This is a genomic window from Microcoleus sp. bin48.metabat.b7b8b9.023 (genome assembly GCF_013299185.1).
In the GTDB taxonomy this organism is placed as follows: Bacteria; Cyanobacteriota; Cyanobacteriia; order Cyanobacteriales; family Microcoleaceae; genus Microcoleus.
The window spans coordinates 144,610-158,733 of record NZ_JAAFKG010000008.1 but is presented as its reverse complement, the minus strand read 5'-3'; the positions used below and the strand labels follow the sequence as shown (position 1 = coordinate 158,733).

11 protein-coding genes and 1 pseudogene are annotated in these 14,124 nt (G+C 46.8%); 6 read left to right on the top strand and 6 right to left on the bottom strand.

Annotation, left to right across the window (positions count from 1 at the left end):
- The 4 genes and pseudogenes from QZW82_RS07410 to QZW82_RS07395 form a co-directional block, all read right to left on the bottom strand.
- Window positions 1-88, bottom strand: a pseudogene (locus tag QZW82_RS07410) (IS1 family transposase); the annotation flags it as partial.
- A gap of 131 nt (window positions 89-219) precedes the next feature.
- Window positions 220-420: a heavy-metal-associated domain-containing protein gene (locus tag QZW82_RS07405; RefSeq protein ID WP_293146624.1), complete on the bottom strand. Its 201-nt coding sequence runs from the start codon at window positions 418-420 to the stop codon at window positions 220-222.
- Between the two features lie 265 nt (window positions 421-685).
- Window positions 686-1,537, bottom strand: coding sequence for a 3-deoxy-7-phosphoheptulonate synthase (gene aroF / locus QZW82_RS07400; protein WP_293146620.1), 852 nt, complete (start codon window positions 1,535-1,537; stop codon window positions 686-688).
- Between the two features lie 676 nt (window positions 1,538-2,213).
- Complete coding sequence (locus tag QZW82_RS07395) at window positions 2,214-2,978, bottom strand: sulfotransferase domain-containing protein (RefSeq protein ID WP_293146618.1); 765 nt, start codon at window positions 2,976-2,978, stop codon at window positions 2,214-2,216.
- A gap of 196 nt (window positions 2,979-3,174) precedes the next feature.
- Here QZW82_RS07395 and QZW82_RS07390 point away from each other — a divergent pair, with 196 nt between their 5' ends.
- Genes QZW82_RS07390 through QZW82_RS07380 form a run of 3 tightly spaced genes read left to right on the top strand, consistent with a single transcriptional unit; the run spans window position 3,175 to window position 4,031 of the window.
- Window positions 3,175-3,384 carry a hypothetical protein gene (locus tag QZW82_RS07390; RefSeq protein ID WP_293146616.1) on the top strand — a complete coding sequence of 70 codons (210 nt, stop codon included), beginning with the start codon at window positions 3,175-3,177 and terminating at the stop codon, window positions 3,382-3,384.
- Window positions 3,385-3,418: 34 nt separating this feature from the next.
- Complete coding sequence (locus QZW82_RS07385) at window positions 3,419-3,634, top strand: hypothetical protein (RefSeq protein ID WP_106147397.1); 216 nt, start codon at window positions 3,419-3,421, stop codon at window positions 3,632-3,634.
- A complete protein-coding gene (locus QZW82_RS07380) occupies window positions 3,624-4,031 on the top strand; it encodes a hypothetical protein (protein WP_293146610.1) in 408 nt (135 codons plus the stop codon). The genes QZW82_RS07385 and QZW82_RS07380 overlap by 11 nt, the downstream gene beginning before the upstream one ends.
- A gap of 292 nt (window positions 4,032-4,323) precedes the next feature.
- On the opposite strand, the gene QZW82_RS07375 is transcribed toward QZW82_RS07380, so the two are convergent.
- Together QZW82_RS07375 and QZW82_RS07370 are read right to left on the bottom strand one after the other, a co-directional pair.
- Complete coding sequence (locus QZW82_RS07375; protein ID WP_293146608.1) at window positions 4,324-5,211, bottom strand: sulfotransferase; 888 nt, start codon at window positions 5,209-5,211, stop codon at window positions 4,324-4,326.
- Window positions 5,212-5,592: 381 nt separating this feature from the next.
- The gene (locus tag QZW82_RS07370; protein WP_293146606.1) at window positions 5,593-6,516 is read right to left on the bottom strand and encodes a hypothetical protein; all 924 of its coding nucleotides are present in this window, start codon (window positions 6,514-6,516) and stop codon (window positions 5,593-5,595) included.
- 503 nt (window positions 6,517-7,019) lie between these two features.
- Here QZW82_RS07370 and hpsA point away from each other — a divergent pair.
- From hpsA to hpsC, 3 genes are all read left to right on the top strand, one after another.
- On the top strand, window positions 7,020-12,236 hold the full coding sequence (gene hpsA / locus QZW82_RS07365; RefSeq protein WP_293146604.1) for a hormogonium polysaccharide biosynthesis protein HpsA: 5,217 nt from the start codon (window positions 7,020-7,022) through the stop codon (window positions 12,234-12,236).
- Window positions 12,237-12,276: 40 nt separating this feature from the next.
- Window positions 12,277-12,897 (top strand): prepilin-type N-terminal cleavage/methylation domain-containing protein, encoded by a 621-nt coding sequence (locus tag QZW82_RS07360; protein ID WP_293146602.1) that lies wholly within the window; start codon window positions 12,277-12,279, stop codon window positions 12,895-12,897.
- Between the two features lie 79 nt (window positions 12,898-12,976).
- On the top strand, window positions 12,977-14,068 hold the full coding sequence (hpsC, locus tag QZW82_RS07355) for a hormogonium polysaccharide secretion pseudopilin HpsC (protein WP_293146600.1): 1,092 nt from the start codon (window positions 12,977-12,979) through the stop codon (window positions 14,066-14,068).
- The last annotated feature ends 56 nt before the right edge of the window (window positions 14,069-14,124 follow it).

Genomic DNA, 14,124 nt, shown 5'->3' with positions numbered 1-14,124 from the left:
GACTGCATTGGACACAAATGTGATTTTGTTTTCCTTTCTTCTTGCCGTTTTTACGGATATGGGTTGATTTACATTCAGGGCATTGCATAAATTATTCCTCCTATTCATACTCTAACTCAGCAACGCCAATATTTGTAAACTCGCCCTCCCCAACCCAAGATTCAAGTCGGCAATAATCTGTAAATCAGCCCCGATCGCAAACCAGGGCTTATCGTAATATTAGGCTTCTAGAACAGTGTGACCGGAAGCAACCACAGCTTGTTTAATAGACTCTTCCGAGGCTTTAGCTTCCACAGTCACAGTTTTGGCGGCTAAATCCACATCAATCTTAGCTTCCGGTTCCACGGTTTTGATGGCTTCGGTAATAGTGTTTCCGCAGCCGGAACAGACGATCGACGGAACATGAAGTTTGAGTGCCATAATTAAGCGATATCTTGTAGATGACAGGATTGATTCTGTTTTTATTTTAATCAAATTTTGCTTTTTGGGACAGGCTAGAAGGCCATCCCACAAGAAAAAAATTTGTGGGATGGGCTTCCAGCCCGTCCAAATTTTCTTGAAAGAGGTCTCCAGTCCAATGACTAATAACGTTCGCGAGCGGGGACGCTCGCGCTAATGACTAATAACTAATGACGTTTGCGAGCGGGGACGCTCGCACTTCTGACTAATGACTAATGACTAATGACTAATGACTAATGACCAATGACTTAGCATCTGGTACCAACCGCCCGACGGCCGCAGCCACAGGCCGCAAACTTGCAACCAAATCTACCATATCCGGCAAAGAAAGAGCTTGCCGCGCGTCAGAAACGGATTTTTCTGGTTGCGGGTGACACTCAACAATCAAGCCATCAGCACCGCAAGCAACCGCTGCTTTTGCTAGAGGTGCGACTAATTCCCGCTTGCCGGCGGCGTGAGAAGGATCTACAATTACTGGCAGATGAGTTAACTGTTTTAGGGCTACGACTGTACCCAAATCTAAGACGTTGCGGGTGTAATTGTCGAAGCTGCGGATGCCTCTTTCGCACATCACTACATTCGGATTTCCGTGGCTGAGAATGTATTCGGCGGCCATTACAAATTCTTCGATGGTTGCTGACAAACCGCGTTTTAGTAAGACTGGTTTTCCGGCTTGACCGATCGCCTTTAGTAACTCGAAATTTTGCATATTGCGACTGCCTATTTGCAGCATATCAGCATAGGCGACAACCGGATCGATTTGGGCGATCGACATTACCTCTGTCACCACGGGTAAACCGTAACGCCGGCTGACATCAGCTAAAATTTCCAGTCCCTCAATTCCCATCCCTTGGAAAGCATAGGGAGAAGTGCGGGGTTTGTAGACTCCCCCCCGCAAAGCCTGCACCGGTGCGACTGAGAGTTTGCTGGCGACTGTCTCCATTTGTTCTGAACTTTCAACGGTACAGGGCCCGCCGACAATTAACAATTCTGTGCCGCCGACAGAGACTGTTTCTGATAGTTTGACAATAGTTTGGTGTTCGGGATGAGATTTGGTTGCGAGTTTGGCTTCTAACATGATGGAATTCTCCTAAAAAATCGAGTGATTGGTTGACAATAAAAAACCCGGAACCTTTAAGGAGTTCCGGGTTGGCGCGAAAAGACAGCACGACAATTTACCCAGAACTCCTGCGGGGCCAAAAATAAAAGCCGTAATACCAGTTACTGAATAATGTCATTGCTGTTTTCGCTTGCGATGATTGGTGGATGGGACAAGAAGTAGAAAAAACAAAACCGCAGGTGTTAGTCTGCGGTTCGCCCGGATGTTCACAGCAATCTGTAAATTCACTCCGGGCGAACTTGACCGTACCAAAAATAAAAATAGCTGTTGGTTGCGAACATAGGTGAAGCGATGCGATTACTGATTAAATGCAATGCTATTCGTTAACCTAGCGCAGAGTGGTAGTAATGTCAAGGCCTTTTTGCAACAGGTACGTTGTTGCGCTTCAGCGCTCTTTGAGATATATGAGAAAGAGCGCTTTTCCCGGAACTACGTACCTTAAGGCATTTAGTCCCAATCGAAGTCTCGATCGCACAATTGAGTTAATCTCTGATTGGGCGATCGATCGTATTCCCTCAATTACTCGTATTTTGATATATCTCTCAAAGAGCGCTGAAGCGCAACTACGTACCAAAGAGAGCGCTGAAGCGCAACTACGTACCAAAGAGAGCGCTGAAGCGCAACTACATACCTTTTAGTCCCAGCCGAAGTCTCGATCGCACAATTGAGCTAATCTCTGATTGGGCGATCGATAATATGCCTTTAATTGCTCGTATACTGTCTCGCTGACCGGCGGATATTGGTTGGAATTGTACTTTTCGTAGGTTTCTAATTCGTGCGGCGGCGAGCCTAGAAATTTCAACACGCTGTTGTAAGTGCCGCAAGGATTAACATACAAATCTTCGCTTTTGAGGATTAAAAGTTGTGATTTGGGAAATAGCTGCATCCAGGCTGGAAGTTGGTCGGCGTATATACCGCGACTGAGATATGTGTAGTGGCGGTGGTTGTAACTTTCGTAGGTTGGACTCGCTAGGATTTTTTCGATTTCGCCTTTGAGTCTTTCGGGTTCGCGGGCGATCGCACTTTCGAGAGATAGCGATTCGTATCCAATTTTTATGTAGTAATGATAGTGGGAAATTGCGCGTTCTACTGGGTTTCTCAGCAGGGCGATGATTTTAACTTTCGGACACAAATCGTGGATGCGCTGGGCGACTCGGGGATGAAAAATATAGTAGGGGCTGGCTTCTCCGGTTAGCAGTTGTTCGCCGCTTTGTATCTGGGGAAATTGGGAATAATACCAGTCCGGGCTTTTGTCGAAGTTGAGGTCGAAATAATGGATTTCTTTTTGGGCGGCGGGGGCGATTTGGGGATGTTGGATCAGGTAGTTGTACAGGGATGTTGTGCCGCCTTTTTGGACGCCGATGATGATGAAATCGGGGGGTTTGGAGGGTTGTTTCATGGATTGGTGATGATATCTGGCGCTTGGTTGGTGTCGGTTTGGGCGTCGAACTGTCGATCAATATAGCTTACAGCCGAGTTGCGATCGCGCGATCGTCCAATTAACTCGGCGGGGTTGTGGTTTTTTAGCTGATCGTGCTACTATTACGTTTAACGCGATTGCGCGCAATACGTAGCGATTCGTTGTCGATCGCCAGATGCGAGAATGCAGATATGCGCGTTTGAGAGATATGGCTAAAAAAATTCCACCTGACATGGCTGAGCTGAGCGTTTATGTAGACAAAAAGCTAAAGTTGCAATTCAAACTAGCTTGTACGGCCCAAGAAAAACCAATGAGTGAAGTCGTTGGTTTGCTGATGAAGCAGTGGCTAGAGATACAAGCAACCTCGCCAGAGTCTGAACCCTAGCGTGTCAACACGGCCGCCAAAACTGAGGAGACAAATGTTGAGAGATTCAGACAACCCTGAGAAATCTTGGGAAGATTTAGAAGCCGAACTGCTTCCTCACCGTCCTTTTTATGCCCCGGGCGAGACTGAAATTGAAAAAGACCTTTACGCTAAGCGTCGATGTGCTCAGCAACAAATGAAGGCTGAAAAACGCCCCGATATTGCAGGCCACTCTTATTACTACTGCACGGAGACAAATAATGATGACTAACTTAAATTACCGACTGCTACCTCCGAAAGATGAGTACGTTCAAGTGTCTATCTATCTGAATCGGGTGCACTTGGATGGATTTACGCCCGATCGCGCGATCGCACAATTGATCGAAATGGGTTATGTTCCTAGTTTGCAATACCAGTGGAATCCAAAACGCAACGAGTTTGATTTGTTTGCTGTGATTCACGATCGCCCGATCGCAGATTCGCTGATGGATAAACAGGCTTGCGATGCTCTCTGGGCTGCATTTAACGAATCTTCGCTTTACGTGATTGGTTGCGAGGCTGCCCAAAATCCTAATTGGCTGGCTGCGGGCAGTTTTAATGACTCGCGCCGTCACGCTGCGCCGGAGGAAATTGAGCCTCTGCAAGCAAATGCTACGGCTGCTGCTTGATATTCGTGCTCTTGGTACGTTGTTGCGCTTCAGCGCTCTTTCCTAAAATCTGGAAAGAGCGCTGAAGCGCAACTACATACGTTTCTTGGTACGTTGTTGCGCTTTAGCGCTCTTTGCTAAAATCTGTCAAGAGCGCAAAGAGCGCAACTACATACCTTTCTTGGTACGTTGTTGCGCTTGAGCGCTCTTCGCGAATATCTGGAAAGAGCGAAGACAGCGCAACTACATACCTTGTACGATCGCACAATTGAGCTAATCTCTGATTGGGCGAATGACCATTTTATGCGATTTTTTACTCCACGAGCTCATAACCAAGCTCTATCGCTAAAGGATTGACCACACTCTTTAATAATCTCAATTCTTCTGGCAGTGCCTGACGCTTTGTACTGTATATGACTTTTTCGATAGTAGTTTTATTTAGCTTGAGTTCTAAATAATTTTCTAACTCGGTAAAATCAAAGTTTCCATTGCATAAATCTTCATATTTTATTAGCATTCCATTTACTTTATGACTATCTGCAATGTATCCTTGAAGTAAATTTGTCCAGTGCAATCCAAACTGCTCTGGTGTGTATACAGGCTCGTTTGGCCATTTTTTGTACCAGTAAAAACCCTGAAAAGAAGCATAGGCATTGTAAGGATTTCTATACAAAAATAGGAATTTGGCATTGGGAAACAGCCATTTTAAGTAAATAGCGTGATCGATAGTCAACCTCACTTCTTTTAGCCCCCATCGCAAAATTCCCCTCGCTTTTGCGGGTTTTTCAAAATGATTTACCAAGAAGGCAATATGAGATTCAAGTAAGTAATTTATGTCGGGATAAAGGTTGGCAATCCATTCGCCAGCTAAGTCAGACAGTGGAGCACCATCGCTTAAAACTTCATCAATAAACCATTCCGCAGCAGGATAGGTATCAGTAATTGATTTGAGTGGGCTAGATAAATGATCGATTAATCCTGCACGACCGTAGGGTTCACCCCATACGATGATAGAACCCGATGACATCACTAACCTTTGCAAAAGAGTTGACCCTGACCTCCAACCAGCAGAAAATATAAATACGGGACTGGAATCGCAATTACTTTTAATGTTCGGCCACCTGACCGAAAATGTTTTAAGAGCTTCTTCGATTGTTGGAACTTTTTTCAAGTCCTCTTCATGTTTGATTTTAAAGTCCATATTGAAAATTAGTTGTTGTTATAATTGATGTGGGTTGTTGGTTGTTCAATTTTAGTGGCAATCTGCGAAAACTTCAACTCTAGTTTAAGCTTATAGCCTTTCTCAAAAAGATGAGGTATGACCGACACCTTCTATAACCGCTTAAATAAAGAGGGCTGAAGCCCAACAACGTACCTCATCCTAGCTCCCTTTGATGAGTACGATCGCCGTTGGCTGGCGATTCCTGTTCGCGATCGCCTTGCCGCGCCTACTTTTGGACTTCGCGGACATTCGATCGCGCCCTGGGGTAGGAGGACAGGGAACTGCCGTTTCCCCACGGATGTCACGTACAATTTAGTCCCAGCCGAAATCTCGATCGAGCAATTGATGTTTGGGAAAAGTCTACTGAGCAGTTTTAAACAGTTGAGTTCTTACAAAATTAGCATACTCCTTGGCGCTCGACGTAACCAAGTGAATCCCATCATTAGTTTTCCACTCTCTTGAGGGCGGTTCTGGTAGCCACTCATAAATATTTTCTGGGAAAATATCTCGAAATAATTCTCGCAGTTGCTTTTCCATGATTGTGTCTTTGACTCGTTTTTCGTTAGGTACGTCCATGAGAACAACTCGCACTCCTGCCTTTTTTAATTGGGTGATTTTTGTTTTGATGTACTCAGACTCTTCGGTGATTGCGTTCTTTACTCCTTCAGACATAGTATTTTTTTTTGCTTGTATTTGCTGTTGAATTAGCTTTTCTATTAATTCTGGGTCTATCTGTTGTTGGGTGCTGTTTGCTTCTTCTAAGAAACGGAATGCAATTTTATTATCCTGTGTAGTCGCTTTGATTAATGATTGGATTATACTGAGCAATGGCTGATATTCTTGTCTAAACATTGGAAATTGTAAACGAATCAAATAAAATAAGGGCTGGTATAGGTTCTCTATAAAATCCTGGCTTGCTTTAAACTTTTCACCTTTGAGAATTGTCTCGCTTAGTTCTACTAATAAGAATTTTGGTTTAACCTTTTCTCTTTCAATTATTTGTAATCCTGTTGGGCTAGACATTCCTAGCAGAGCTAGACTTACGGCTTGAGGGCTGATGTACTGAGGATCTAGCCGTGCAGTTATTGAACTTCCTACCAAAACTATTTCTCGTTCGGATTTTTGATTGTAAATGTAACGTTGAGCTTTTATCGTATTGCTCTGCGGCCCATTAATTCCATCGCTGGGTAACACAACTCCACCTATCACTAAGGTATGATACAGGCTTAACAAAAAAATACAAATCAAGAAAGAAATAAAAAATGGGCGGAGTCTATTAGCCATTGAAATAAAAATTATTTACGACTATCTATATTATTTTAACAATACTGATGCAGGAACATCGCACTTCCACGAACAAAGCCCGCCGCTGTTTAGCTTCACTCTTGTTGACCCTCAAAAGAATCTAAGGATGGGATCGGAATACAGGAAGAGGTAAATTAACCTGCTTGGCTATGAGTGGGCGTTTGGGGCGATGCGATCGCGATCGCTGTTTTTTGGCGATCGGACTCACTCGGTCTCTGGGCACTGACAATATCATTGAACTAGACTAGAGTGGAGTTCCCCAGCCCAAATCCTTGCGGGGCAAATCTTTCGGGGAAAATATATCTGCGGTGAACCTCATCGCGGGTTTGTCGATTTTATTCTTCAGTGAGATTACACAATTTGTGAATTTTTGCAAGGGCTGATATGGATGTTGTGGAAATTGGGAACTATAAAAATGGGATCGTACTGTCCAGCAGTAACTACCTGCAATACCATCTCTGAAATTATTCAGGAAGGCGTCAATGTTTAAGAGCAAATTATCCAAAGTTATCGTATCTCTGCTGCGGCGGATTGCTGGTGTTACCAGATCCGGTGCCAAGCGGCTGATGAGAGCAATGCTGCAAGCCCTCATGGCTATGGGCCGCAGGGCAAAGTTGCCGGTGGCGGGGTTTGTGCTGCCGACGGTGACGATGGTGTTGCTGGTAGTGATTTTGTTGACTGTGGCGATCGTCCTGCGATCGTTCGATCGGGCTAATTTGGCGCGCAACGTGCGGGTGAACCAGCAGGTACTGGCTGCCGCAACCCCCGCGCTCGATCGGGCAAAAGCAAAAATTCAGTTTATGCTGCGGGAAGACCCGCAAAGGCCGACAGCGACTCCCTCCGATGCTGAACTTTACCGGATCATGTCCTTTGACGGTAAAAGTAAAAGTGGTGGAGCTGCACAGCCTGACTTGTATACATTTGGGGACGAAGAGCGACTAATCCTCAGAGCCGATCTTAACAGTGACGGCAAGCCCGATCCCAACGCCGATCCAAAAGGCGCGCTGGTGATTGCGGGAGCCGATAATGAAGCGTTAAATACAGCTTGGAGATATCCGGTCGATACGAATAATAACGGTTTAGTTGATACTTACACACTTTACGGTATATACTTTCGCACCCCACAACGTGATGCTACGGGCAACTTTGCAAGGGCCAGAAAGCCATTGGAAGCAAGAACGCCGCCGATGTCAATCACGGGCTTACTCAGACCTGAGTGTGTGGCGGCGGCAGGTACTAGCGCTAGCTTGGTCGGTGACTCTGGTTGGTACAAACTTGATGGCAGACTTAAAAAAAGTTTTTTTGTTTACACAGTTAATGTACCGATTACAGAAACAAATCGACCACCGAATGGTGAAGTTTTCACAGGCACTCCCAGCCTTTCGGCTCTTGAATACCAACAAGACCAAAGTCGCATTCCCCTCAGCAATAATGCTGTGGTATATGAAGACGATTTAGATATATCTCCGGCGCTGAAGCTGAATCTAAACGGTCGAATTATCACAAATAGCAACTTGCTAATATCATCACTCAGCGGTGCTAATGACATCAAACTTCATCTAGTCAGTAGCGAGAAGTCTTGTTTCTACGACCAAGAAAACAGCAAAATAGTGGTCAGCGGTAATGTAGTTAGCGGAAATGCTGGTAGTGGCATTCCGCTTGCTGCTGAAGTACACCTGTTCAAAAAAACAGGCTTGCCCGACAAAAGTAAAGTCATTGATGACACGAATCAATCTGTTACCAATAATAGTCTTCAGGTACTTTATAACAACAACGCCTATGCCAATCGCATTGCGCTGTTAGTAGCTTCACGAATAGCTGCCGAGCCAAATAACGACCCTAATACCAATACCGACCCTCTATCAGTCAAACAAGCTATGCGGCCGCCCCTGAGTCAGACGCGAGAGCAAGCGCTGCAAGCTTATTTTAAAGAAAGGACTCGGAAAGTTCCTTTTGCAGAAGCAGATTTGCGAACCTCAGGATTGGATACTTACAGCGCCACAAATCCCCCGATTGCACCAGGAGCAACTGGAGATGATCTCAGACCTGTAAATGAATGGAGTCTTCCTACAGGGGGAACTGCGACGGCAGCAACTACCGACGGGCCGAAAACAAAACTGACAATAAACCCAACTCAGTTACAAGCAACAAATCCTATAAAACCCAGCCCACCGGAGGAAGAAACTTTTCTAGGCGATCGCGTGGTAGCAGGCAACAACTTGCCAGCACAGCGGTGGGACGAAAGCAGCAAAAAGTTTCTCGGCAGCGATACACCACAAACCGTTGACGGCACAACTGCTTGGGATGGAGGCGACAAAACTCCCCGCACCCGCAGACCGCAGATTACGCAGATCGCCGATATAGGGGCGATAGATAGAGACGGTTTCTGGGAAAAAGCAGCGGCTCAAATACCTAAAACTGCCGTTGACGGCATTGGCGGTTTGCGCGTCGTCACCAGTGCGGGAGTTTACGAACGGCTCAATTCTTTTCTGCCTCTTCCCCGTTGGGACGACCCGACAACATCTACTGTAGAAGGGTCGCTAACATACGATGACCCGGCAACAACAGGCCCGGAGAAGCTTCCCATCGTCTGGCCTGATTCCATGCCCATGTCGCCCGTGCTGGGAGCGCAGCTAGTGTACAACAACGGCAGGGCTGACACCGTAGCGCCGTCTGGTTGGGCTATTGCCCCATTGCCCAACCCTGAGGCTCCCGCCACTCCAACTCCCCTACCAGCCCCACAAGCTCCTACCATTGACCCCAACACTCCCAAGTATGCTAAGGGCGATTTGCGGATGCGGGCAACAGCCGTATATCACTACGCACAAGGCGGTGGCTACGATCCAACTGTAGAACCAACGAATCTTGATAACGTTCGACCAATCGCCTGCATCAGCAGCTATTACGACCCCAGCACGGCTGTAACGGCTAGAAATATCTCAACACTTCCAAATGTTAGCGGTCTTTTACCATCAGAATTAGAAAAATTAGCATCAGGAACCCTGTCAACGAGACCGCAGCCAACAACAGTCGGCTCCAACAATGGAGTAGTCTACCCCCCACCTGCCGATCGCACAAAAGATGGAGCGGTGGTTCCGGATGCCGACGGCTTGCTAGGCAGCGGTGATTTACAAACGCAAGCTAACTACGTCTTCCCTGACGGTCGCTTTGCCAACGAACCTTTGAGAAACGCACTGCTGAAAGATCCAACCAAACGCAACTTGGCGGATAAGGCAGCGATAGACTCTACAATGTGTGCATTAGAAATTTTAAAGAACCCCGCCAGCAAGGCCAATGTTGCCGGTATTCCTGATGGGGCGATCCAAGAAGTAGCATTTTTGAATGCCAGAGAAGTCAAGGCGATCGAGCGCGACGACTTGAACACTCGTGTTGACGAAACCTTTACCCTCAGCAGTCCTCTGTCTCCGGCGGCAGGCCCTCGGAACCCCCAATCTGCTTGGCTGAAAGGGAATTATAACCTTGCCTTAGAAGACAGAGAACCGCTAGAAATTCGCGCCACTCAATTAAACATCGCGCAACTGCGGACAACAAGTATTGGATCGTCACCTACGGGCCCGAATCCCGAGTGGTTGCTGCCAAGTAGCGGGATTGTTTTTGCTAGTAGGGATGACGCGCTGCCCGATCGCAGCAATCGCACCCCCTCAACAACAACACCGGGAATTATTGATGAAAATACCAGCAAGCTCGTCAGTCCCACAGATTCCCTGCTCGACCCCACCCGCAAACCCAACGGAATTTTACTGGTCGAGGGTTCGCGCTTATTTCGGGGCACTACACCCACGACAAAGACGGTGACAGATGTGGTGAAGGAAAAAGGTCTGACCTTAGTATCGAACTTGCCCGTTTACATCAAAGGAAACTTTAACCTTCACGGCAGGACCGATGAAACTACTAAGAACTTTACCGAAGTTGAAGAGTTCGATGAGCTTTTGACTAAAGCAACTTCGTCAACTGATTCAGGCTGGGGCAATTTCTACACTCGCACGACTCTCAGCAAAAACTTTGCCTGTCGAAATGGCGATCCCAGACTCACCTGCGGGGGCGATTTCTGGAGGCAGGCAAACGTGCTGGCAGATGCGGTAACAGTCCTTTCTGACAATTACCGTTTTGGATTCCGCAATGAGGGAGACTTTGACCTGAGAAACAATGCCGGCGGTGCCGTTATTCCCAGGGACGCCGATGGCAACGGCACGATCGCAGAAACAGAAATACAAACACTTAAAAGAGCTCGATTGGACAACGGCTTTTTTACCAATAACTTTGTCACTAACGGGCTCACCAGCGGCGCGTTTAACGCTAATGGTAGCGGTTTAATTCCCCCCAATGCTCCTGCTGGCGTTGCGCGATTGCTCGACAGCGACTATGTAGGTGTACCCCCCGCTACTCCTAAGCCCGATGAAGTTCGCGACAGTTCTTATTTCAACAATTTTGTCACTCCCGTTCAGCGGCGGGGCCTATTTCCACAATACTTGATGGAAGTCTGTGTGAAACTGCCTGTCGCTGCGTGCGGACCAAAGGACTGGTATATTAATCCGCCCTCTACGGCAACTCCCGCAGGAGTTAAAGCCAGCAATACTTCTCTTTCTTTAAACCAAACTTATCAGCCATCTATTTCTCTGACAGATACCATTAACTTTAAAGCAGGAACAACAGTTGACCCACCTGTACCGGAATTACAACGTTTTCCACGTCGCATTGCTTTTCTAAGAGATGCCAACGATCAATTGCTCAGCGCTTCCCCACAGCCTCTAGGAATTAAAGATGGAACAGTTGCCCCCGGTGCTGGCACTCCTAAGGCTAACTCTCTGTGGTTCGCCGCAGCAAATGGGGCTGTACTCAGTTACAAGAACAACACGGGTGAAACGCCGTACCTCGTAAACAACAATACAACAGACGGAAATGGAACCACATTGCCGCCACTAGCAGCAAACTCCAAAGTTCAGCCGCTTTTGCTGCCTGTATTGCAGATTCAGACTGTGCGGGATGTCGCCGCAGTAAGGGATGAGACCCCCCTGCCTCAATCTGGAGGAGACCCTGATGGGGTTAAAAAATCAAGATGGATGCCACGGGCTATAAACACAACACAAAATCTTATTGTAGGAGCAGGGGACACTCCTTCACGAGCCCTCTCCATCAGCGCCCCCTTGAGTGGGGACTTTAACGGTGGGTTACAAAACTTCCCCCGCTTTGTAGAAAACTGGAATATTCCAGGCTCTCCCAGCACTAACAATATTAAAGGTTCCTTCATCCAATTAAACCGCAGCGCCTACAGTACCGCCCCTTACGTCCCGATTCTGGCTGCTCCGCCACCAGATGTGCCGGCCGCTGTGGCACCAAATCTTCAAAACTCGATCCAGAGTTTGTTTTTTGCGGCAAGTTTACCGCCAAATACTATTCCTACAGCTAGGTATAGAACAGACAACAATGGTGGGCGAATTCCATTCTTTACCCCGCCACTCCGAAATTGGGGTTATGACGTGGGAATGCTCTCTCAGTCACCTGACTTGTTTACTCAAAGGTTCACTACCCCTCCGACAAAGACTCAGCCTGCTGAGTATTTCCGGGAAGTACCTCGCAATGACGAGTGGATAAACACTTTGATGTGCGGGAAAACTGTTGCTGGCGCGAACGCAGTCGGCGACAATTACCGCACTGAATGTCCTCCTGCTTCTCCTTAACTGACCAATCCTATGCCGCGCAATTACTGGAGTCCTATTTATGACTAAGCGACAACAACAGCAAAATTTACCTCCGTCGCAAGATGGCGGCTACACGATTATCGAGTCATTGGTAGCAATGATTGTAGTTTCGGTGCTGATGATCGCGATCGCCCCCGTGATGGCCTTCTCGGTTGCAACTCGCGTGCAAGCGCGGCGGGTGGAACTGGCCACGCAGGCGGCGAAAACTTACATTGATGCCCTCAGAACAGGTACTATCAAATTCGGTGGATCGGGGTTCCCCACAGCCGCACCAGCAAATGACTTGGCAAGTGCAGCACCTCCGGCAGTTGGTGACACATACTGCGTCAACATGAATGGAGGAGGTTGTGAGCCGAACAGTAACAAAGGCTTTTACGTTCAGGGGGCTTGGCTAAATCAAAATGCTACTGCTGGTAACGATCCCACATCAAAAGGCTACCAACTCTTAGTCCGGGTTTACAGGGCTGATTCCTTTGCAGGTGGTGTAACTTTGAGGCCTCCCAAGACTGCGACTAAGCAATCTGTTGTGGGTTCTGGTTTGGGCGACAAGACCATCCCAGTAGTAGAAATGTCTACAGAGATTCCGGCGAGTGGAACTCCCTCCTATAGCTCAATCTCCGATCGCCTCAAAAAACCATGAACTACTGTATGCCCATAATTACAGTGAGTGTTATTAGATTAAAACACCTCCCAACCACTCGGCAAAGGAAGAAGTCAAAATGAAAAATTTACTCAGGTTGCTTCTGAAAAATCAGCATCAGCAAAACCGCTCGGGGCAAGCTCAAACAGAAAAGGGCATGACTCTAGTAGAGCTATTGGTCGGCTCGATTATGGCATTTTTAATCATCACGCCGATGCTCGCCTTTGTAGTCGATATGCTGAATACCGACAGGAGGGAACAAGTCAAGTCAAACACTGAGCAAGATATTCAGGCGGCCGTTGATTTCATCGGCCAAGATTTGAGTCAAGCTATTTATATTTACGATAACAATCCCGCTACTACTACCACTACCACCACTACCCCGACAGGCATCCCGGCACTCCTAGCTGGAAATTTTATCCCCCCAAAAAACGCAACTCAAACTCCAATTCTAGTATTCTGGAAGCGGCAACAGATTAAAAATGCTGTTCCTGTTAACAGTTCAATAAAACCAAACCAATGTGAAACTAAAGCTAATGCAAATAACTGCAACGATACTTACGTACTATCATTAGTTGCCTACTACCGGTTTAAAGATAAGAATTCTACTTGGTGTCAGCCTTCAGGAGACACTTGTCCTACCCGTATTGCTCGCTATGAAATTAGGGATGGAGTAAGAAACCCTTACGCGACAGATCCTACAAATCCTTACTACAACGTTAGTGATACAGAAGATACTCAACAACCAGATCCAGCTTTTGATAAAGCTTTTGAATTGACTAAACCCACAACAAACGTGACACTTCCTGCCGGACTGACAGATCCTAAATCCGGGGTTCAGAACCCACAGGTACTGGTTAACTACATCGACCACAATCCACCAGTGCAGGCATTATCAGCCACTGAATGCCAGACGGCTCTTGGTAATCCGAGTGACCCAAAAGATGCAACAAAAAATCTAGATGAAGAAACGCTAAAAGTAACAGATTCAGATAAAACAAATAGCTTCTACGCTTGTGTAGATACAGCTAAAAATATAGCCCGAGTAACGATCAGAGGAAATAGCCTCCGCCGCCTTCAAGATAGTAATGTTCCTTCTAGCACCGAAAATTCGGCATTTTTCCCAACAGCAACCGTGCAAGTACAAGGTCGCGGTGCATTAGGAAAGTAACTTATGCCTGAAACACATTTCCGAATCGCCACCGCCGATAAAAAGAGGAGACTACA